This window comes from Nonomuraea sp. CA-218870 (assembly GCF_050936535.1).
Lineage (GTDB): Bacteria > Actinomycetota > Actinomycetes > Streptosporangiales > Streptosporangiaceae > Nonomuraea > Nonomuraea corallina.
This window is the reverse complement of sequence record NZ_JBNJMN010000001.1, coordinates 1,498,627-1,518,726: the sequence shown is the minus strand read 5'-3', so window position 1 is coordinate 1,518,726 and position 20,100 is coordinate 1,498,627. Positions and strand designations below refer to the sequence as shown.

At 69.3% G+C, this 20,100-nt stretch carries 12 protein-coding genes and 2 pseudogenes; 7 read left to right on the top strand and 7 right to left on the bottom strand.

What is annotated here, in order from left to right:
- Positions 1-261: 261 nt before the first annotated feature.
- Complete coding sequence (locus ACQEUU_RS07750) at positions 262-504, top strand: GntR family transcriptional regulator (protein ID WP_433062180.1); 243 nt, start codon at positions 262-264, stop codon at positions 502-504.
- Positions 505-639: 135 nt separating this feature from the next.
- On the opposite strand, the pseudogene ACQEUU_RS07745 reads toward ACQEUU_RS07750, so the two are convergent.
- From ACQEUU_RS07745 to ACQEUU_RS07730, 4 genes and pseudogenes are all read right to left on the bottom strand, one after another.
- Positions 640-843: pseudogene (locus ACQEUU_RS07745) on the bottom strand (helix-turn-helix domain-containing protein); the annotation flags it as partial.
- Positions 844-922: 79 nt separating this feature from the next.
- Positions 923-1,144: pseudogene (locus tag ACQEUU_RS07740) on the bottom strand (helix-turn-helix domain-containing protein); the annotation flags it as partial.
- A gap of 80 nt (positions 1,145-1,224) precedes the next feature.
- The gene (locus ACQEUU_RS07735) at positions 1,225-1,716 is read right to left on the bottom strand and encodes a hypothetical protein (protein WP_433062178.1); all 492 of its coding nucleotides are present in this window, start codon (positions 1,714-1,716) and stop codon (positions 1,225-1,227) included.
- A 14-nt stretch (positions 1,717-1,730) separates the two neighbouring features.
- Complete coding sequence (locus tag ACQEUU_RS07730; RefSeq protein WP_433062176.1) at positions 1,731-9,680, bottom strand: polymorphic toxin-type HINT domain-containing protein; 7,950 nt, start codon at positions 9,678-9,680, stop codon at positions 1,731-1,733.
- A gap of 470 nt (positions 9,681-10,150) precedes the next feature.
- Between ACQEUU_RS07730 and ACQEUU_RS07725 the strand changes: the two genes are divergently transcribed.
- Entirely contained in the window at positions 10,151-12,079 is a 1,929-nt protein-coding gene (locus ACQEUU_RS07725) for a beta-propeller domain-containing protein (RefSeq protein WP_433062173.1), read from the top strand.
- Here the strand turns inward: ACQEUU_RS07725 and ACQEUU_RS07720 are convergent.
- Together ACQEUU_RS07720 and ACQEUU_RS07715 are read right to left on the bottom strand one after the other, a co-directional pair.
- Positions 12,074-13,810, bottom strand: a complete 1,737-nt coding sequence (locus ACQEUU_RS07720) for a glycerol-3-phosphate dehydrogenase/oxidase (protein WP_433062170.1) — start codon at positions 13,808-13,810, stop codon at positions 12,074-12,076. The two genes, ACQEUU_RS07725 and ACQEUU_RS07720, sit on opposite strands and share 6 nt — an antisense overlap.
- A 44-nt stretch (positions 13,811-13,854) precedes the next feature.
- On the bottom strand, positions 13,855-14,625 hold the full coding sequence (locus tag ACQEUU_RS07715; RefSeq protein WP_433062167.1) for a DeoR/GlpR family DNA-binding transcription regulator: 771 nt from the start codon (positions 14,623-14,625) through the stop codon (positions 13,855-13,857).
- A gap of 128 nt (positions 14,626-14,753) precedes the next feature.
- On the opposite strand from ACQEUU_RS07715, the gene ACQEUU_RS07710 reads away from it, so the two are divergent.
- From ACQEUU_RS07710 to ACQEUU_RS07695, 4 genes are read left to right on the top strand one after another with little or no spacing between them, the layout of a single operon-like run.
- Positions 14,754-15,626, top strand: coding sequence for an SIS domain-containing protein (locus ACQEUU_RS07710; protein ID WP_433062164.1), 873 nt, complete (start codon positions 14,754-14,756; stop codon positions 15,624-15,626).
- Complete coding sequence (gene nagA, locus ACQEUU_RS07705) at positions 15,623-16,756, top strand: N-acetylglucosamine-6-phosphate deacetylase (protein ID WP_433062162.1); 1,134 nt, start codon at positions 15,623-15,625, stop codon at positions 16,754-16,756. Before ACQEUU_RS07710 ends, nagA begins: the two co-directional genes overlap by 4 nt.
- The gene (locus ACQEUU_RS07700; RefSeq protein ID WP_433062160.1) at positions 16,756-17,658 is read left to right on the top strand and encodes a 1-phosphofructokinase family hexose kinase; all 903 of its coding nucleotides are present in this window, start codon (positions 16,756-16,758) and stop codon (positions 17,656-17,658) included. The genes nagA and ACQEUU_RS07700 overlap by 1 nt, the downstream gene beginning before the upstream one ends.
- A 13-nt stretch (positions 17,659-17,671) precedes the next feature.
- A complete protein-coding gene (locus ACQEUU_RS07695; protein WP_433062157.1) occupies positions 17,672-18,499 on the top strand; it encodes a class II fructose-bisphosphate aldolase in 828 nt (275 codons plus the stop codon).
- A 14-nt stretch (positions 18,500-18,513) separates the two neighbouring features.
- On the opposite strand, the gene ACQEUU_RS07690 is transcribed toward ACQEUU_RS07695, so the two are convergent.
- Complete coding sequence (locus ACQEUU_RS07690; RefSeq protein WP_433062155.1) at positions 18,514-19,476, bottom strand: DsbA family protein; 963 nt, start codon at positions 19,474-19,476, stop codon at positions 18,514-18,516.
- A 58-nt stretch (positions 19,477-19,534) separates the two neighbouring features.
- Between ACQEUU_RS07690 and ACQEUU_RS07685 the strand changes: the two genes are divergently transcribed.
- A complete protein-coding gene (locus ACQEUU_RS07685; RefSeq protein WP_433062152.1) occupies positions 19,535-20,095 on the top strand; it encodes a TetR/AcrR family transcriptional regulator in 561 nt (186 codons plus the stop codon).
- Positions 20,096-20,100 lie beyond the last annotated feature (5 nt).

Sequence of the window (20,100 nt, the reverse complement as noted above, 5' to 3'; positions counted from 1 at the left end):
CACGGTCGACGAGCAGTCGCACGTGTAGCTCCGAACCCTGACCGAGCGACACCACGGCAGCGACTTCGACCATTCGATCGCGACGTGATCTTCCTCAAGAAGCGACAGATGTTCCCCAGCACTTGTCTCTCGGCATCCGTGACCTCCTCCGGGGGCCGGGCACATGCGAGGACGTGCCGGTTCGGCACTGAGGGTGATCCTATACCTGCACGAGCCAGCCTGTACGTTTAGCATCCACCTAGGTCGCTTAGGGTCAGTTAGATGGCGATTGACCTGCTCGGACCGGACCCGATCTACCAGCAGATCGCAGCCGTCATCCTGGAGCGGATCAAGGACGGCACTTACGAGCTGAATCGCGCCATCCCATCAGAAGCCGAGATGTGCGACGAGTTCAGCGTCAGCCGCAACACCGTGCGCGCGGCGATCCGCTCCCTCAACAAACAGGGCGCGGTCCGGACTGTGAGAGGGCGCGGCACGTTCGTGGCGGCGCAACCCCCGCAGTAGTGCAGTCGTCACGTCATAAGCGAGAACCGTTCTCGCAAGGAGGGCGTCGATCTCATCACCGTCCCGATGCACGGTCGACCCGTAGCAGCCGACCGTCCTCCCCGCGACGGAGTTGAAACGAACACAGCTCTTCTCTTAGCTGACCAACCATGACACCGCTTCCAGCCATCGAGCAAGGGCGGCTCGACCTGAGCTGGCCTCATCACACGCCACCGGCTGCAGCCGGACCGGGACCTGCGCCGACCAGCCGTGGCGGTGCAGCAGCTTGCTGACCCCCTCGATCGTGTAGCCGATGTGGAACAGCCGCCCGATCAGGGCCTTGACCCGGCCCAGTGTCCAGCACTGGTCTTCCGCGCAGCCTCAGGCCAGCGGTCCCCGCCGCAGTTCGGCATCCAGCCGGCGCCCACTGCCGGGCCGATAACTTCTCCTTCGACACCGGACCCTTCGAGCGCAGCGCTTGCTCCCCGCCCTCAAGCCAGGCCTTGCGCCAGCGGGTCACCGACCGCTCGTGCATCCTTAATCGTGCGGCGACCGTCCTGGTTGACTCTCCAGCCGAGAACCACTCGGCCGCCTGCAGCCGTACACGCTCCCACCGTTCCTGCTCCGCGGGCGTGTATCCACCCCTTTGTCCGTACCGCATACTCCGGTCGTACCGCACCGACCGTCATCCGTCACGACCCAGAGACTCTACCAATTCAACCGGTGTAGCTACCTACCTATTCAACCGCAGCCTGGTCTCGCGTAGTAGCCAGGCGGCGCGATAAATATTGACTGAAAGTAACGAGCAAGGCCATCGTCATCACAATCATCGCCACCCTCACGATCCAGGCCGATCGATGCATCAGGCAGTATGGGATGCCACTGGTCTTCAGCATCAACCCTATGCCCCAACTCTGTGATTCTGTCCAGAATTTGGGTGGCAGGAGTAGCGAAGAGGAGAGTGCCGAAAACATCGACATCGATCAATCTGATGTTACTCGGCCGCCAAATCTCGAGCGTGTACAGAGTACCGGTGGCGGCTTTGAACGCGGCGTACACCGAAAATGTTTCGTCAATGCCTTCCGTGCGGAGGCACAGTGCACCTCCAGGAGCTGTTGCGTCCACTACATTGCCGTAAGTAGCTAGCCCGGCCCTAACCTGAGCTTCGTCCATGTCGAACCGCAAGTCGTCCAACCCCGCGCCGATATGGACCTCGAGTATCCGCTCAGCCATCCTTGCATGATCCCCTACGGGCACGTAGAGCCCCCAGTGTAATTCTTCCGATGCACGTCAATCTCAACATCGTACTTCCCTGGAAAACGCTGCTTTATATCGCGGTACTCCATCTCCATGGCTTCGTCATGCCTGCCGGCGTCAACCAGCTCCTTCTGCCACTGCCGCCAGGCCTGCGACTCCAACGACCGGCCCGTCGAGTACAGTGCGCGGTGATCGGCCCGGTCCATCCGGATCGTGGGGCCCTGACTGTAGCTGCTGCCAGCGGGCCTAGTCGAGTGTGGCGGAATATGGTGTCGCTCCATGCCTGGGCCTGCCGGCGCCAGTTCATAATGGGTACCCACGTCCGGGTGAGGTCGAGGCGGGCGAGCGTTGTGAACGAGAAGCGCCTGGTCGCCTGTTACCACATGGTAGGTGTGCAGCTCGTCGACGGTCAGGTTGTGGACGCGCTGGGTGGCGGTGCGGTGCTGGATCGCGCTGATCTGGACGTACGTTCCGGCCGAGGTCCGCAGCCACGCGCCGGCCTCAAGTTGTCCGGCAGGGACCCATTCCTTCAGGGCGGGCAGCCAGAACGGGTGCTCGGCAGTGGCCTCGATGACGTCGGTCGCGTTTCCGCGGTCGCCGTCGAGGTCCACGGTGATGCGGACCAGGTGCTTGCGACCGTGACTGCTGATCAGCGCGGTAACGGGCTGAGCCTCCATGCGGCCGGTTCCTGGATCGGCGGCGAGCACGTGGTCGCCTACCTTGACGTCTTCGATGACTTTGCGGCTACCGTCTGCCATGAGAACCGGGGTGCCGGGGACAAAGCTGTTGGGCAAGCAACTGTCCAGCCCTTCGTCCGGCAGCGGGTCGGACGGCAGGTCAGGGGCCACATCGTCGATGATGTCCTCGACGATCGACTCGGTCGTGGTCTCGGTCGCCTCTTCGACGATCTCGCGATACGCCGGGCCATAGCCTTCATCATGACCTGTGCCGACGTTGTAGTAGCCTGCCTCCGGACCATCGCGGTCACTACCGGTGCAGGGGCCGGTGCGACACCCCTTGTCCTTCTGCCTCTGCCGCTCGGCCTGTGCTTTCTTGGGTGTTGGATTACGGTTTTTCGGGGACTTGGTCGTGGGTTTCTTGTTGTTTTTACCGTTCGGCCCCGCTGGATTTTTCTTAGGCTTTTTTTCGGGCTTCTTCCCCGTAGTAGGCTTAAGCTTCTTAGGCGTCTTGGGCGTCTTTACTGTCTTAGGTCTACCCTTTCCTTCGGCCTGCTTCTTGGACTTGGGCTTCTTCTTCGGCGCGTACAGGTAGCGCTTGTTTCCCTTCTCGCGCTGTAGACGGTTCACGTTGTCCCTGCCCAGGGCTTTCTTGCCGCCCTGGGAGGCGCTTTTCTTGCCTCCGCCCTTGAAGACCTTCTTGAATCCCGCCTTGATCGCTCGCTTGGCGGCGCCCTTGGCCCATCCGGCTGGCCCGGCCAAGTCGCTCGCCGCGTCAACGGCTTCCACCGTCCGCCAGATGGGCTTCCAGTTCTTGGCGTTGTAACTGCCGATACCACCGCCACCGCCACCGGCGCCGCAACAGTCCGGGGCGTGTCCGGACGGGTCGCCGTTGCTGAGAGGCGCTCCGTCGGCATACGAGTAGCGGTTGGCCCGAATGGACGGCTCCGGCTCCAGCATCCAGTCATCACGCGAGGCGAACCCGCCCGTACCGGGCTGGTACCAGCGTGCGTGCATGTTCACTTTGCCGGTGTCAGGGTCGGTGTACTCGCTCTGGTAGCCGAGTGAACGCTGACTTCCGGTGCGGGCTATGGGCTCCCCGAACGGGTTGTACGCAACCGAGTCCGCCAGGCTCGTTCCCGTGTAGGTCGCCACGACATCAGCGTGATAGTCCGTCATGACGCCAAGCGCCGGCGATGCTCCTTCCTTCATGCTGAGCACGCGGCCATTCGGATCACGCCCGTACTTGGCTGTTACGGTCCCACTGCCGTCCGCCACCGTGACTATGTCATTCTCAAGCCCGGAGTAGGCGAAGGTGGTTTCGTCCGTCCCTTTCCTGCGAGAGATGAGACGGTCGAGCGCGTCGTAGGTGTAAGTGACGTCGCCCTCGGCCACCAGGCGATCGAAGGCGTCGAAGGTCATGTTGGTGGTGACACCGCCAGTGGTTGTGGCGGTCAGGGTGCCACGCGCGGTGTAGCTGTAGTCGGTGCCACCGCCGGAGATGAGTCGGTTCCGCTCGTCATAGGAGTAGGCCTTGTCTCCCACTCCGGTCCGGTTGCCCGCGGCGTCCCAGGTGTAGGCGGTGACTGTACCGTCGGGCGCGGTCCAGGACGTCAAGCGGCCGACGTGGTCGTACCCGTACGTGTTGGCTCCGGCCCCGGCAGTGCCGGTGGTGTTCTTGGAGATGAGGTTGTCGTCCTTGTCCCACCCGTACGCGATCTTCGCGAGTTGAGCGCCACCGCCGCTCTTCAGCGTGTGGGTCTCCAAGCGGTCGAGCGGGTCGTAGGTGAAGGTCTGACTGTTGGCCGGGTTGCTGGAGTTCAGGGACGTGAGCCGGTCGTCCGTGTCATAACCGTAGGAGAAGGCTCGCCCTGTCACCGGGTCCGTCGCCGTCTTCAGCCGTTCGTTGTCGTCCCAGGTGAAGCTGGCGTTGCCCGAGGTGTCGGACCGGGTCAGCGGGTTGCCCAGGGCGTCGTAGGTGAAGGCTGCTATCTGTGCCGAGTTGCGGGTGACTCTGGTGAGCAGGTCCTGGTCGTTGTATTCGAGGCCGTAGTCTCCGATGGCGATCTGCCTGCCTGCTGCGTCGTAGCGGTAGGTCCGCTCCGGCGTGGCGACCGAGGCGCCGTGACCCGTCTCCTTAGTGAGGCGTCCGAGCTCGTCGAACTGACGGTCGATGCGGACGCCCCCGGGTTCCGCGAGGGAGGTTAAGTTGCCTTCCGCGTCGTAGGTGTGCAGCCAGGTACGGTCCGCGAGGTCCGGGTGCGCGGCCGTGGATGGTTCGATGAGCGATTCCACCAGGCGGAGGCTGTTGTAGGTCGTCCCTACCGTGTTGCCGCGGCCGTCCGTCGTGCGGGTGCGGTCGCCGACCGCGTCGTAGCCGAACGTCGTGGTGATCGACTCGTTCGCCGACACGGGCTCCATGAGTTCGACGAGCAGGCCGGTCTCGTCGAACGAACGCTCCGTGACCCGGCCTTCGCCGGACGTCGTACTGATCTGGTTGGAAGCGGCGTCGTAGCCGTAGGCGGTGGTCCGGATCACCCTGCCATCGGTGTCGAGGTCCTTGAGCGCGGTCAGCCGGCCTGCCAAGTCGTACTCAGCGAGGCTCGCGTACCCCAGAGGAGTCGTCGTCTTCGTGACGCGGCCCGCCAGGTCGTAGGTGGTGGCGGTTTTGTTGCCCATCGGGTCCGTGAGCAGCGTGACCTCGCCGGCCGCGTTGTGGGTGAACAAGGTGGGCTGGCCGGCCGGCGGCGACAGCTTCTCCAGGAATCCGGCGTCGGTGTAGGTCAGCTTCGTGGTGTGCGCCGCCGCAGCCGGATGCCGCTCTATCTCGGTCCGCGTGATCATGCGGCCCAGGTCGTCGTACGTTGCCTCGGCCCTTGCGCCGTTGGGGTCGATCTCGGCCAGAGGCTCGCCGACCCGGTTGTACTCGTTGATCCACTGTCCGGGCGCCGCCCCGTTCACGGCCGGGTCGGTGACGCGTACCTGGTTGCCCAGGGCGTCGTACTCCAGGGTCGACAGCTGACCGCTGCGGTCAGTGACTCTCGTGAGGCGGCCGGCCGCGTCGTAGCCGTAGATCTCCTTGGGGATGATCTGGGTACCGCCAGGCGGCGTGTAGGCGGGATCAATGACGGCGGTGACCCGACCTGCCCTGTCGAACGTGGTCGTGCTCAGCCGGCCTTCGGCGTCCATGACGTGCGTCTGCCGCCCTGCGCTGTCGTGACCGTAGCGGGTGGTGGGCCGCGCCAGGTCGGCGCCGTTGGTTCCGGCGTGCTCGACCTTGACCTCCGGCAGCTTCCTCTCCACTAGGCGTCCGGCCGCGTCATGCCGATCCGAGGTGGTGAACCGCTCCGGGTCGGCTCCCGCGACGTTCCCCCGAGGGTCCGTCGTCGACGTCACCAGGCCCCGGTCATCGACCGTCCACGTGGTGGTGAGGTCATCGTCGCCGTTCTCGACCGTGCGGCGGACGAGCCGGTTCTCCTTGTTGTACGCGTACTCGACTCCCTCCTCACGGGAGGTACCCTCTGCCCTCAACGTCTGCTTGACGACGTTACCGTTGGCATCGTAGACATTGGTGATCTTGCGCGCGAGCCTGGCCGTGTCGAAGGTGCTGGACGTGAGCCGGTTGGCCGCGTCATACACGTACGCGGTCTGCGCGCCCGGGGTGGTCAGGATGGCGGGGTTGCCGGCGGCGTCGTAGGTGAGCGCCTCCAGCACCACGTCCTTCGTGGTGGAGGAGCCGTTCAGCTTGACGGCGGTGCCGATGACCTGGTGCAGCAGGTCGTCCTTGTAGTACGTGAAGGAGGTCTTGCGCTCCATCGCGTCCACCCGGCTCGCGAGGCGGCCGGCGGGATCGTAGGAGTACGACTCCAGCACGATCTCCCGGGCCTGCTGCGGATTCACCGGGCTGCCGGTCCAGTTCTTCAGAGTGCGGCTGGCCAGTTCACCGCGTTTGGTGTATGTGTAGCCGAACACCGAGCCCAGTTCGTCGGTGACCTCGACCTTGGCACCTACCTGGTCCCAGGTGTAGCGAATGACACCGCCCTCCGGTCCGGTGACCGTTTCCGTGCGTCCCCGGGTGTCGTAGGTGTACGTGATCGTCCGCTCAGGGTCGCCGCCCGTGAGATCGACCACGGTGTCGGTGAGCTTGTTGCCGTCGGGGTCGTAGGTGTAGCGGGCCTGGCTGGTGTGCGTCTTGCCAGTGATCTCGTTCTCGACGGGGGCACCGGTGTGGGTGCGCAGCCGTCCCAGGCCGTCGTAGGTGAAGGTCGATCTGACTCCGTCCGGAAAGGCGTCCGAATACTCGACGCGTGCGGTGGGTCGACCGATCGAGTCGTACTCGTAGACCGTGCGCATGCCCTCGGGTTCGATCTGTTCCGCGAGGTCGCCGGCGGCCGTGTACTTCTGCGTCCACACGTTGCCGCGGGCATCCGTCCTGGTCTTTACCAGGCCGGCGGGCGTGGTCCCACCGCCGACGGCCGGCTCCGTCCCGTCGGTGTACGCCGTCGATATGGACCGGCCGGCGGGGAAGTCGGGAGTGGCGGGTGTCGTCTGCTTTGTCTCCTCGCCGTGGGAGCTGTACTCCCAACTGGTCGCCTTTACCTTGTCGGTGCCCGTCACGCGCGGGTCCCAGCTGGCGAGCAGCAGGTCGTTGCGAGCGTCGAAGGGGTTGGCCGCGTTCTCGTGGTAGGAGTAACGGGTCCACTGGCAGGAGCCTGAGGTGCGGCAGGTCCGCCGCTGGATCACGTTGCCGCGTGCGTCATTGTAAGTCTCGACGACGTTGTCATTGGCATCGACAGTGCTGAAGAGGAAGCCGCCCGTGTCATAGGAGTACGCGGTCTTCTTACCCAGCTGATCCGTCCGGGACATGAGCCGGTAGCCGCGCCAGGCGTCGTGCACGTACGTGAGCGTGCCCTGCTGGGGGTCGGTGACGGTGACGGTGCTCATGCCGGTCGTGCGCTTGTACACGGGCTCGCTGACCTGCCAGGTACCACCATGCTGATCGGTGTGCGTCTTGACTCGGTCAGTGACGGCGTCGTAAACGTTGGCGGCCCAGACGCGGCCGGAAGGGAGGGTGATCCGGGCAAGCTTGTAAGGTGATTCCGCGCGGGCCGCGTAGTGGCCGGCGACCTCACCGGCGGCCAGCGGGCGGTCGTAGACGGCGAGTTCGTCCAGGTGGGCCGCGATGTCTCCGGCCTTGAGCTCGGGCCACTCCATCGAGTCACCGAGTGTCCCGTTGAGGGTGCCGACCTGCTGCCCGTCCACGTATAGCGTCTGCACGTCCTTGGCAACGGTCAGAACCACGTGGTGCCAGGCGTCGTCGTTTACCGGAGATCCAGTAGTGATGGGCGTGGCGGTCGGCTGGAACGCGGCGGCGAGGCGTCCGTTCGCGAGCACACGCAGCACCGGGTGCTGCTGGGTTCCCCATTCGTTACCGGCGGTGAGCACGGAGCCGGTGCCCGTGGTCTTCACCCAGGTCTCCACGGTCGCCCACGTGCCCGCTCGCGGAAGGATCGCGTACGGCAGGTGCAGCTGCGACGCGGAGCTGATCTGCACGGAGGTGTCGGGGGTTCCGCTCAGCGCTCCCGGTTTCCCAAAGCCGACACCCGAGTAGTACAGGGTCTCGCCGTTCCATCCCAGGTCCTTGCCTTCAGTGCCCGTGGTTTCGCCGAGCCGCCAGTAGCCCATCGGGTCGGAGTCCAGGACCGCGGTCCTGTACAGAGAGCCGGCCGCGTGACCGTAGAGGACGCAATGTTCGGCCGGGTCACAGACCCTCTCCAGAACGTCACCGTTGTAGTGGTAGGTCCAAGTGAGCGGCGCACCGTCGACAGCCGCCGTGGAGACCGTGGTGACGTGTTGCCCGGTCCAGGTGAAGCTCAGAGTGCGGCCGCCCGGCGCCGTCGCCTCAGCCAGCTTCCCGTCGGCGCCGTAGACGAGCGTCTGGGAACGCCCGCGGCTGTCGGCAATTCTGGTCAGCCGTCCGTCGGCGTCGAACAGATACGTGGTGGACGACTTGTCCATCAGTGCCCAGCCGGTGCAGGTGGCGCCGGACGGGCAGGTGGGCGACTGGCTCGCGTCGGCGAGTGTGGCGTGCAGGCCCGGCGGCGGCTGGTAGGTGCCGTCGCCTTTAGCCGCGAAGCGGATCTGGCGTCCGTCCGGGTAGGTGACGAGCAGCGCCTCTCGGCCGCGGATGTTCTCCGGCAGGACCCTCATGTCCCAGCGAGTCGACCAGCCGGCGCCGAACGCCCCGCTGCGCCTCGGGTCCATGCTGTTGTAGGACCTCACCACCGACAGCGGCGGGCCCACGCCGGCGATCTCGGCGTCGGTGAACGTGGTGGTGTAGTTGCCCGCGAGCTGGTGGAAATCCTGGCCGTTGACCCCCCGTGTGGAGAGCCGTGAGGTGATCGTGGGCTGGCGGACCCCGACCACGAATGTCCGGATCGGCGACGAGGCGCTTTCCCCGCCGGTGACGGACGCATCCGTAACTTCCAGTTGCCACCAGTACTGGCGCCCCCAGGCGAGTAACCCCTCCTCTGGCGTCCATTGCCCGGTCTCACCGCAGCAGTCCTCCCCCTGGGGCAGGCAGTTTTCCATGTCCGGGGTGGTGCAGATCTCCCATCGGTACCCGACCGACCCACCGGGCCATGTGGTGGCCGCGGCGGAGAACGTCGGCCGCGTGGTCATCAGCTGAATACCGTTCTCCGGCATAAGCGAGATGATCTCTGGGGCAGGCGGCGGCGGACAGAAGCCGATGAGCATCCATCCGGTCGGATCCTCCTCCGGCGGATGGGAGTTGAGGCTGCCGGGAATGTTCTGCGTGGCCTCCCAGACGCGTCCGCCAGAGGCGACGCGGGTGCCGTACGCGACATAGGTATAAGCGCTCCAAGGCGAGTAAGAGCCGCACGGCGGATCATCCAGGGCTGTCATCGTCGATTGCGCAGAGTGCCTTTTCGGGGACTCCTTTTTCGTCCGGGTGACGGTTGCGCGGACTTCCTCCGGCAAAGCGTTATTGGGCGGGTCGACTTCCGCCACAACCGTATGCATGGCATCGGCCGGCGTGGTTGTGGCAGCGGAGACGAGCGACGGCGTTCCGCCGCCGGATCCCCATTGCTGTGTCGGCGTGTCGAGTTCGATGGTGCGAGCGGCGTCCGCCCAGGTCGGTTCGGCCGCGAGCATGAGAAGGCCGGGTAATGTCAGCGTCAACGTGGCGAAGGCGGTAACGCCTGCGAAACGGAAATCATCAATCCACGACAGAAAGGGGCGCATGCGTCGTCACGCTCCGAACCACAACGAGGGACATCCCATTCGGGATGTCGGACGTCGCTCCCCCACCCAACAGGCATGCTGACTTGTGCGGTTCTGGAGCCTGACCAAACAGAGGGAAATTAACATTTCTCAGGACAAGCGATCAAGATTCATTTCTGGTACTACACCGGTACGGAATGTGACTTACCACAAAGCCCGGAAGAGGGTTCGTTCGTGGAACGTCGTGCTCCGTCGGCTTGCCGGGGAAGAGCGGTGTCCGAATGCGTGCGACAGTGTGAGAGCCGCCATCGCAGGGCCATTCACAGTGCTGGGGGGCCGAGGTGTAGCCCGAACTCCAACGAGCGGCCGGGATCCGTCCTCGGTGGTTGCGGGGCCGCTCTGGTGCGGGCAGCATCGACGCGGTGTGAGATGGTGCGCGCCGGCGAGGATCTTCGCGTGAACCGCCCGCTGCCGCGGTCCGTTGTGGGGGCATGAAGACGCTCACCCGCCCGGTCGTGGCCGCCGCGCTCGTGGCGGCCCTGGCCGCCTGCACCTCGGCGCCTCCCGGCACAGCGCCCGCCACCCCGCTCGGGCAGGTCCGCCTGGTCTCCTACAGCGACTGCGACGAGCTGCTGAAGGGACTGCGTGAGAAGGCGGCCGCGAACGTGGGCCCGTGGGGCTTCGGCGGCCCGCAGATCATGTACATGGAGGACGCCTCGGCGACCCGGGACACCGCGCTCAAGCAGACCCCCGACCACTCGACCACGAACGTGCACGAGGCCGGCGTGGACGAGCCCGACCTGGTCAAGACCGACGGCGACCGCGTCTTCACGGTCGGCGGCGGCGTGCTGCGGGTCATCGACACCGCCACCAGGAAGGTCACCGCCTCCCTCGACCTGGGCACGGGCGAGCGCGGCTACGCCCCCGCCGACCTGCTGGTCTCCGGGGACCGGGCGCTGGTGCTGCTCCAGGGCGGCGGCATGGTGAAGAGCCGGATCGCGGACGGCTTCGCGCCTCCCGGCGAGACCCGGTACGTGCTCGTCGACCTCGCGGGACAGCCGAAGGTGATCGGCTCGATCAAGCCTGACGGCGTCCACGTGGACGCCCGCATGATCGGCTCCACGGTCCGGCTCGTCACCCGCGGCCAGCCCGACATCGCCTTCCCCGAGGCCAAGGAGAGCGTGAGCGAGGCCGAGCGCAAGACCATGAACCAGGCCGTGGTGCGCGGCGCGCCGCTGACCGCCTGGCTTCCCGAGATCGAAATCACCGACGCGTCGGGCGCGGTCAGGAAGACGTCGGTGCCGTGCGAGCGGGTCAGTCACCCGGCCGACTACACCGGCACCTCGATGCTCACCCTGCACACGCTCGACCTGGCGCAGGGCGTCACCGCCGCGGGCTCCGACCCGATCGCGCTGGCCGCCGACGGCGACATCGTCTACGGCACCGGCCGGAGCCTGTACGTGGCGAGCAACCCGCGCTGGTGGTGGCCGATCCAGCCGATGCCGGCAGAGGAGAGCCCGGACGCCCCCGCCGCCGAGCCCTCCCCGGACGAGCCGACCCCCAGCGTGCCCCCCGAGGAGACCGAGGTGCACCGGTTCGACGTCTCCGGGCCGGGCGCTCCCTCGTACGCGGCCTCCGGCAAGGTGCCGGGGCGGCTGCTCAACCAGTACTCGCTGTCGGAGCACGACGGCCACCTGCGCGTGGCCACCACGCTCGGTTCGGCCGACGGCAGGACCAGCTCCAGCAGCGTGCACGTGCTCGACGCGGCCACGATGAAGACCGCCGGCCAGGTCGGCGGGCTGGGCGAGGGCGAGCGGATCTACTCGGTCCGGTTCATCGGCCCGGTCGGGTACGTGGTGACGTTCCGGCAGGTGGACCCGCTCTACACGCTCGACCTGCGCGACCCGGCGGCCCCGAAGGTGACCGGCGAACTCAAGATCACCGGCTACTCGGCCTACCTGCACCCGGCGGGCGACGGCCGGTTGATCGGCGTCGGGCAGGAGGCCAGCGGCGAGGGCAGGACGCTCGGCACGCAGGTCTCGCTGTTCGACGTCAGCGACCCGGCCGGCCCGCGCAGGCTGTCGCAGCTGTTCCAGAAGGACTCCGGCTCGGAGGCCGAGTGGGACCCGCACGCGTTCCTCTACTGGCCGAAGACCGGCACCGCGGTCATCCCGCTCAGCAGCCACGCCGGCGGCCGGTTCCAGACCGGCGCCGTCGTCCTGAAGATCACCGACTCGGAGGTGACGAAGACCGGCACGATCGAGCACCCGAGCCGCACCGAGCAGGACTACACCTACCAGCCCGGCATCCAGCGGTCGATGGTGATCGGCGAGTCGATCTGGACGTTCTCGTACGAGGGGGCGCAGGTCAACGACCTGGCCACGCTCGCCAAGCAGGCGTGGATCCCGCTCGGCTCATGACGACGGCTCCGGCATCGCCACCGGGACGATCTCGGGGGCGCCGAGCCTGATCGCGTCGGCCTCCTGGTCGGTGTCCTGCTCCTGTGACAGGCGCTCGGCCTCGATGCGCTTGGTGTAGTACTCGACCTCGCGCTTGACCTGCTCGTCGTCCCAGCCCAGCGGGCCGGCGAGCAGCTCGGCCGCCTCCTGGGCGACGGCCAGGCCGCGGTGGAAGGTCTCGATGGAGATGTGGGTGCGCCTGGTCAGCACGTCGTTGAGGTGCCGTGCGCCCTCGTGGGTGGCGGCGTAGACGATCTCGGCCCGCAGGTAGTCGTCGGCGCCGTGCAGCGGGGCGCCCAGCGCCGGGTCGGCCTCGATCAGCGCCAGCACCTCGTCGATGAGCGACCCGTACCGCTGCAGCAGGTGCTCGATCCTGGCGACGTGCAGGCCGGAGTCGTGCGCGATCCGGTGGCGGGAGTTCCACAGCGCCTGGTAGCCCTCGGCGCCGGCCAGCGGGATGCGGTCCGTGCACGACGAGGGCACCCGCTGGTCGAGCCCGTGGGCGACGGCGTCGACGGCGTCCTTGGCCATCACCCGGTAGGTGGTGTACTTGCCGCCGGCGATCATCACCAGGCCGGGCACCGGGTGCGCGACCACGTGCTCGCGCGACAGCTTGGACGTCTCGTCCGACTCGCCGGACAGCAGCGGCCGCAGCCCCGCGTACACGCCTTCGACGTCGTCCCTGGTCAGCGGGACCGACAGCACCGCGTTGACGTGGTCGAGCAGGTAGTCGATGTCGGCCCGGGACGCGGCGGGGTGCGCCTTGTCCAGGGTCCACTCGGTGTCGGTGGTGCCGATGATCCAGTGGCGGCCCCACGGGATCACGAACAGCACGGACTTCTCCGTACGGAGGATGAGCCCGGTGAGCGAGTGGATCCGGTCGCGCGGCACCAGCAGGTGGATGCCCTTGGAGGCGCGCACGTGGATCTGGCCGCGCCCGCCGACGAGCTCCTGGATGTCGTCGGTCCACACGCCGGTGGCGTTGACCACCTGCCGCGCGCGCACGTCGAGCTCGTCGCCGGACTCCAGGTCGCGCACCCGCACGCCGGTGACCCGTTCCCCCTCGCGCAGGAACCCGACCGCCTGGGCGCGGGCCGCCACGTGGGCGCCGTAGGTGGCGGCGGTGCGCAGGGACATCATCACGTAGCGGGCGTCGTCGACCTGGGCGTCCCAGTACTGCACGGCGCCGGTGAAGGCGGACTTCCGCAGCGCCGGGGCCAGGCGCAGCGCCCGTTTCCTGGACAGGTGGCGGTGGCCGGGCACGCCCCTGGTCAGCCCGGCGGCGAAGCCGAGCGTGTCGTAGAGCATGACACCGGCTCCCACGTACGGGCGTTCCCATCCGAAGTGGGTCATCGGGAACAGGAAGGGCACCGGCCGGACCAGGTGCGGGGCGATGCGCTGCAGCAGGAGCGCCCGTTCCTGAAGGGCCTCGCGGACGAGGTCGAAGTTGAGCTGTTCGAGGTAGCGCAGGCCGCCGTGGATCAGTTTGGACGAGCGTGAGGAGGTGCCGGAGGCGAAGTCGCGGGCCTCCACGAGGCCGACCTCCAGTCCGCGCGTGGCCGCGTCCAGCGCGGTGCCCGCGCCGACCACTCCGCCGCCGATCACGACCACGTCCAGCTCACGCGCCGCCATCGCCTCCAGCGCCGCGCTCCGCTCGACGGGACCCAGCCGGGCCACGCCGATCACCGTCATCCGCACCTCCCAGCATTCTGCGACTTGTGTCCATACTTACCCGCTTATGCCCGTATCACCTTCACACCCGCCTCGGTGAAGCGGGCGGCCTCCGCCTCGGGCAGCCGCTCGTCGGTGACAAGGGTGTCGATCTCCCCAATGGGGCAAATACGGGAAAATGCCCGCTTCCCCAGCTTCGAGGAGTCCGCCACGACCGCGACGTGGGCGGCCCTGCTGATGAGCAGGTGGTTGACGTCGGCCTCCCCCTCGTGGTGCGCCGAGGCGCCCAGCTCCACGTCGAGCCCGTCCACGCCGAGGAAGGCGATGTCGAGCGTGACCCGCTCCAGCACGCCCGAGGCGAGCGGCCCGATCAGCTCGTACGACTGCGGCCTGGCCACCCCGCCGGTCACCACGATCTTCACGTGCTGCCGGACCACCAGCTCGGCGGCGATGTTGAGCGCGTTGGTGACGATCGTGAACCCGGACTCCAGCGTCGCCTGCGTGGCCAGCACGCGGGCCAGCTCGGAGGTGGTGGTGCCGCCGTTGAGCCCAACCACGGCGCCGGGCCGTACCAGCTCTGCGGCGGCGGCCGCGATGCGGTGCTTCTCGTCGGCGTGCCTGGCCGTCTTGTAGCGCAGCGGCAGGTCGTAGCTGACGCTCTGCGCGACCGCGCCGCCGCGCGTGCGCATGAGCATCTGCTGCTGGGCGAGCTGGTCGAAGTCGCGGCGGATGGTGGCGGTGGAGACGTCGAGCGCGCGGGCCGCGTCTTCGACGGAGAGCCGGCCTTCTTGCGCGAGCAGCTCGAGGATCGCGTTCCACCGGTCGTATCGGGACACGATCACCCTCCCTTCGGAGATCCGTCAAGGGGGCAAGCGTGGCACACCCGCGCACCCGGAGCCACAGGTGCCCAAATTTGCGTATTTATGCTATAAAAAATGCAGAAACGAGCATTACGGAGGTAGCGGTGTCCACCCATACCGAAGCCGAGATCGCCTCCCAGCCCGAGTGCTGGCGCCGGGCCGTCGCGGACGTCCCCGCCCACGCGCTCCCCCGCCCCGGCGAGCGGGTCGCCGTCGTCGGCTGCGGCACCTCGTGGTTCGTCGCCATGGCGTACGCGACGCTCCGCGAGCGCGCCGGGCAGGGCGAGACCGACGCGTTCGCCGCCTCCGAAGCCCCCTCCGGGCGCCGCTACGACCGGGTGCTCGCGCTGACCCGCTCCGGCACCACCACCGAGGTGCTCGACCTGCTGTCCAGGTGGGACACCGCCTCGACGGCCATCACCGCCGACCCGGAGACGCCGATCATGCGCGCCGCCGACCAGGTGATCGTGCTCGACTACGCCGACGAGCGCTCGGTCGTGCAGACCCGGTTCGCCACCACTCAGCTGGCCATGCTCCGCGCCGCCCTCGGCGAGGATCTCGGGCCGGTCGTCGCCGACGCCGAGCGGGCCCTGGCCGAGCCGCTGCCGGACGAGCTGATCAGCGCGGAGCAGGTCACCTTCCTCGGCACCGGTTGGGCCGTCGGGCTGGCGCAGGAGGCCGCGCTGAAGATGCGCGAGGCGTCCCGGTCGTGGACCGAGGCGTACCCGGCGATGGAATACCGCCACGGCCCGATCAGCATCGCCGGCCCCGGCCGCGTCACCTGGATGCTCGGCGCCGCCCCCGAGGGCCTGCGGGCACAGGTGGAGGCGACCGGCGGCACGTTCGTCGAGAGCGGCCTGGACCCGATGGCCGAGCTGGTCCGCGCCCAGCGGGTGGCGGTGGCCAGGGCGTTCGCCCGGGGGCTGAACCCCGACGAGCCCCTCCACCTGACCCGATCTGTGATCCTTTCTCCATGAGCCTCACTCTCGCCGACGCCCGCATCGTGACCCCCGACGGAGTGCACGAGGGGTGGCTGACCATCGAAGACGGCCGCATCACCCACGTCGGTCACGGAGCCGCCCCCCGGCCCGGCCACAGCCTGGGCGGCCGGCACGTCGTGCCCGGCTTCGTCGACCTGCACAACCACGGCGGAGCGGGCGGGTCCTTCCCCAGCGGCGAGCAGGAGGGGGCACGCGACGCGGTGGCGCTGCACCAGCGCCACGGCACCACCACGATGATGGCCAGCCTGGTCACCGACACCCCCGAACGGCTGGCCAGGGCCGTCGCGTCACTGGCCGAGCTGTGCGACGACGGCCTGCTGGCCGGCATCCACCTCGAAGGCCCGTACCTCGCCAGGGCGCGCTGCGGCGCGCACGACCCCGAGCTGCTCCGCGAGCCGTCGCCCGCCGAGTTCGCCGGGCTGGTGGAGGCGGGGCGCGGGCACCTGCGGATGCTCACCATCGCGGCGGAGCTGCCGGGCGCGCTCGAGGTGATCCGGGCGGCGGCCGCCGCGGGCGTGATCGCCGCGCTCGGCCACAGCGAGGCCGGCTACGAGCGGACGCTGGACGGCATCGAGGCGGGCGCCACCGTCGCCACCCACCTCTACAACGCGATGCCGCAGCTCGGCCACCGCGCCCCCGGCCCGATCGCGGCGCTGCTGCAGGACGAGCGGGTGACGGTCGAGCTGATCAACGACGGCGTGCACGTGCACCCGGCCATGCTCCGGCTGGCCTGCGCGGTGGCCGGGGCCGGGCGGGTGGCGATGGTCACCGACTCGATCTCGGCGACCGGGCTGAGCGACGGCGAGTACCTCCTCGGGCCGATGCGGGTGCGCGTGCTGGACGGGGTGGCGCGGCTGGCCGAGGGCGGCTCCATCGCGGGCTCCACCCTCACCATGGACGTCGCCTTCCGCCGGGCCGTGCGGGAGCTGGGCCTGTCGCTGCCGGAGGCGTCCGCCACGACCTCGCTGACGCCCGCCCGCACGCTCGGCCTGGCCGACCGCGTGGGCTCGATCGCCGTCGGCAAGCACGCCGACCTGGTGGTGCTCTCCGGCGACCTGGAGGTGGCGGGCGTGATGAGACGCGGCGCCTGGGTCACGGAGCCCTGATGATCGTCACCGTGACGCTCAACGCGGCGCTCGACGTCACCTACGAGACCCCGCCGGTCTCCTGGGACGGGGTCAACCGCGTCGCCGCCGTCCACCGGCGCGCCGGCGGCAAGGGCGTCAACGTGGCGCGGGTGCTGGCCGCGCTCGGCGAGGAGGTGCTGGTCACCGGCCTGGCCGGCGGCGCCACCGGCAGGGCCGTGGAGCAGGACCTGGAGGTCGCCGGCCTGCGACACGCGCTGGTGCCGGTCTCCGGCGAGTCCCGCACCACGCTGGTCGTCGCCGAACCCGGCGGGCACACGCTCTTCAACGAGCCGGGGCCGCGGGTGGCCGCGGACGAGTTCGCCGGCTTCCTGCGCACGTACGAGGCGCTGCTGCGCGAGGCGCGGGCCGTCGTGCTGTCGGGCAGCCTGCCGCAGGGGCTGCCCGCGACGACGTACGCCACCCTGGCCGCCTTCGCCCGCGACCGGGGCGTGCCCGCGATCGTGGACGCCGACGGCGAGCCGCTCCGCCACGCGCCCGGCGGCCGGCCCGCCATCGTCAAGCCCAACGCCGAGGAGCTGGCCAGGGCCGTCCGGCACGGCGACCCCGAGGAGGGCGCCGAGTCGCTGCGCGATCAGGGCGCCGGAGCGGTGGTCGTGTCGCTGGGTGCGGCCGGGGTGCTGGCCGTCACGGGCGAGGGCACGTACCGCGCCCGCATGCCGTACGCCGTCGAAGGCAACCCCACCGGGGCCGGCGACGCGCTGGTGGCCGGGCTGGCGCTCGGCCTGGTGTCCCCCTGCGCCTGGCCCGAGCTGCTGCGGCGGGCGGCGGCGCTGGGCGCCGCCGCGGTGGCCGCGCCGGTCGCCGGCGCCTTCGACGCGGGCGTGTACGAGGCCGTCCACCCCCTGATCGAGATCGTCTGAAGGAGACTCCCCCATGCCGCTCACCGCCATCGGCGACGTCATCCGCCAGTCCCCCGCCGGGGTGGGCGCGTTCAACGTGATCCAGCTGGAGCACGCCACGGCCATCGTGGCCGGGGCCGAGACCGCGGGCGTGCCCGTGGTGCTGCAGATCAGCGAGAACTGCGTGCGCTACCACGGCGCGCTGGAGCCGGTGGCGCTGGCCTCGCTGGCCGTCGCGCGCGCGGCCGCGGTGCCGGTCGCCGTGCACCTGGACCACGCCACCGACCGCGCGCTGGTCGAGGAGGCGGTGACGCTCGGGATCGGCTCGGTGATGTTCGACGCCTCCGCGCTGCCCGACGAGGCGAACGTGGCCGCCACCGCCGAGGTGACCGCCTGGTGCCACGCGCGCGGCGTCTGGGTGGAGGCCGAGCTGGGCGAGGTGGGCGGCAAGGACGGCGTGCACGCCCCCGGCGCCCGCACCAAGCCGCACGAGGCGGCCGGTTACGTGCGCGCGACGGGCGTGGACGCGCTGGCCGTCGCGGTGGGCACCTCGCACGCCATGACCACCAAGGAGGCCGTGCTCGACCTGGCGCTCATCGCCGAGCTGCGGGCCGCGCTGCCGGTCCCGCTGGTCCTGCACGGCTCCTCGGGGGTGCCCGACGACACCCTGCGCGCGGCCGTTCGGCACGGCATGAAGAAGATCAACATCGCCACCCACCTGAACCAGGCGTTCACCGGCGCCGTCCGCGACCACCTGGCCCGCGACGCCCGGGTGGTCGACCCCCGCAAGTACGTCAAATCCGGCAGGGACGCCGTCGCCCGCGAGGTCGCCCACCTGCTCGGCGTGCTCGCCTCCGCCTGAGCGCCGCCGTGCCTTCAGGCGTACTCCGGCGCCATGGCCGCCGCCATCCGCAGGTGCGGGGCCGCCTCGCCGGCGTGGCCCTGGCGCTGGAGGGTGCGCCCGAGCAGGTGGCGCGCGTACGCGTCGTCGGGCGTGGCCGCGACCAGCCGCTCCAGCGTCTCACGGGCCCGGCCGAGCTGGGCGGACAGGTAGTAGGCACGCCCGGCGAGCAGGAGCACGTTGCGGTCGTCGCCGTGCTCGCCGAGCAGCGGCTTGAGCAGCACCAGTGCGCCGAGCGGGTCACGCTGGTCGAGCAGTGACTCCGCGTGCCGGTAGCGCTCCACCTCCTCGGGCAGCTCGCGCGCGGGCCGCGCCCCCAGGACGAACTCCCTGATGACCTCGGCGGGCTGCGCCCCGGCCAGCGCGTCGGCGCCCGCCACGACGGTCGGCGAGGTCCGCACGCCCATGGCCTTGCCCTTGAGCAGCAGCTCCCGTACGAGCTCGTCGCCCTCCCCTGCGTCGAGCAGCGCGCCCGCGGCGGCGAAGCCCGACTCGGCGGCGAGGCGGTGGAGGGTGGCGGGGTCGCTGATGTCGAGCCTGTCGAGGAAGTGGGCCTTCATCACCCGCTCGGCCACCGCGTCCTGGAGGGCGGGGCCGCCGTGCTCCAGGGCGAGGGCGATCAGGCGGTGGGCGTCGTGGCTGTCCGCCCGCCAGGCGGGGCCCCAGGTCCAGCCGAAGCCCTCCTCGGCTGCGACGAGTGACATCCGCACGCGGTTCTCGCCGGGGGTGAGACCGGGCGCGCACCGGCGCAGGGCGGCGTCGGCCATCGGGTCGGCCATCGCCTCCTCGTGGGGGACCGCCTGCGCGGGCGCCGTGGGGTCGATCCGGAACGGCCGCCACACGACCTCGACGTCCAGCCCTTCGACGGCCTTCTCCACCCGCCGCTTGCCGATGTAGGCCCAGCCGCACACCACGTCGGCCCAGATCTCGATACGCATGCCGTCGAATGTATGCGACAACTGTTGATTAAGCAACAAATATCGTATAGTGACCATCGTGAACCCCGACGATCCGCGCGCCCAGCGCACCCGGGCGAGCCTGCGCGCCGCCGTCCTCGACCTGGCCGTCGAGCGCGACCTGAGCGCCCTCACCGTCTCCGCCGTCGCCGGCCGGGCCGGGGTCAACCGCGCCACGTTCTACCTGCACTATCCGGACGTCGACGCGCTGGCCGCCGACGCCATGGAGGAGGAGGTCGCCGAGGTGGCCGGGGCCGCCGCCCTCTGCCCGCTGGACGCGCCGCGCGACCACGCCCCCGAGCCGCTGACCACGCTCTTCGCGCACGTCTCCGAGAACGCCGAGCTGTACGCGTGCATGCTCGGCGGCCAGGGCAGCCCGCGCTTCCGCGCCCGGCTCACGGAGCGCCTCACCGGCGAACTGGAGGCCCGATTCGCCGCCGGCTCACGGCCGGGCGGTTACGACGACGTGCCGCCCGGCGTGCACGCCGCCTATCTCGCGGGGGCGCTGACCGGCGTGATCGCCCACTGGGTGACCGGCCCGCGCGACACCCCTCCGGCGGAGGTCGCGCTGGCCTTCTGGCGGCTCTTCCGCATGACCTGACAACC

Excerpts from the sequence above, each read along its gene's own strand:
- ACQEUU_RS07750 (WP_433062180.1), top strand. The coding sequence starts at position 262 with ATGGCGATTGACCTGCTCGGACCGGACCCGATCTACCAGCAGATCGCA.
- ACQEUU_RS07735 (WP_433062178.1), bottom strand. The coding sequence starts at position 1,716 with ATGGCTGAGCGGATACTCGAGGTCCATATCGGCGCGGGGTTGGACGAC.
- ACQEUU_RS07730 (WP_433062176.1), bottom strand. The coding sequence starts at position 9,680 with ATGCGCCCCTTTCTGTCGTGGATTGATGATTTCCGTTTCGCAGGCGTT.
- ACQEUU_RS07725 (WP_433062173.1), top strand. The coding sequence starts at position 10,151 with ATGAAGACGCTCACCCGCCCGGTCGTGGCCGCCGCGCTCGTGGCGGCC.
- ACQEUU_RS07720 (WP_433062170.1), bottom strand. The coding sequence starts at position 13,810 with ATGACGGTGATCGGCGTGGCCCGGCTGGGTCCCGTCGAGCGGAGCGCG.
- nagA (WP_433062162.1), top strand. The coding sequence starts at position 15,623 with ATGAGCCTCACTCTCGCCGACGCCCGCATCGTGACCCCCGACGGAGTG.
- ACQEUU_RS07700 (WP_433062160.1), top strand. The coding sequence starts at position 16,756 with ATGATCGTCACCGTGACGCTCAACGCGGCGCTCGACGTCACCTACGAG.
- ACQEUU_RS07695 (WP_433062157.1), top strand. The coding sequence starts at position 17,672 with ATGCCGCTCACCGCCATCGGCGACGTCATCCGCCAGTCCCCCGCCGGG.
- ACQEUU_RS07690 (WP_433062155.1), bottom strand. The coding sequence starts at position 19,476 with ATGCGTATCGAGATCTGGGCCGACGTGGTGTGCGGCTGGGCCTACATC.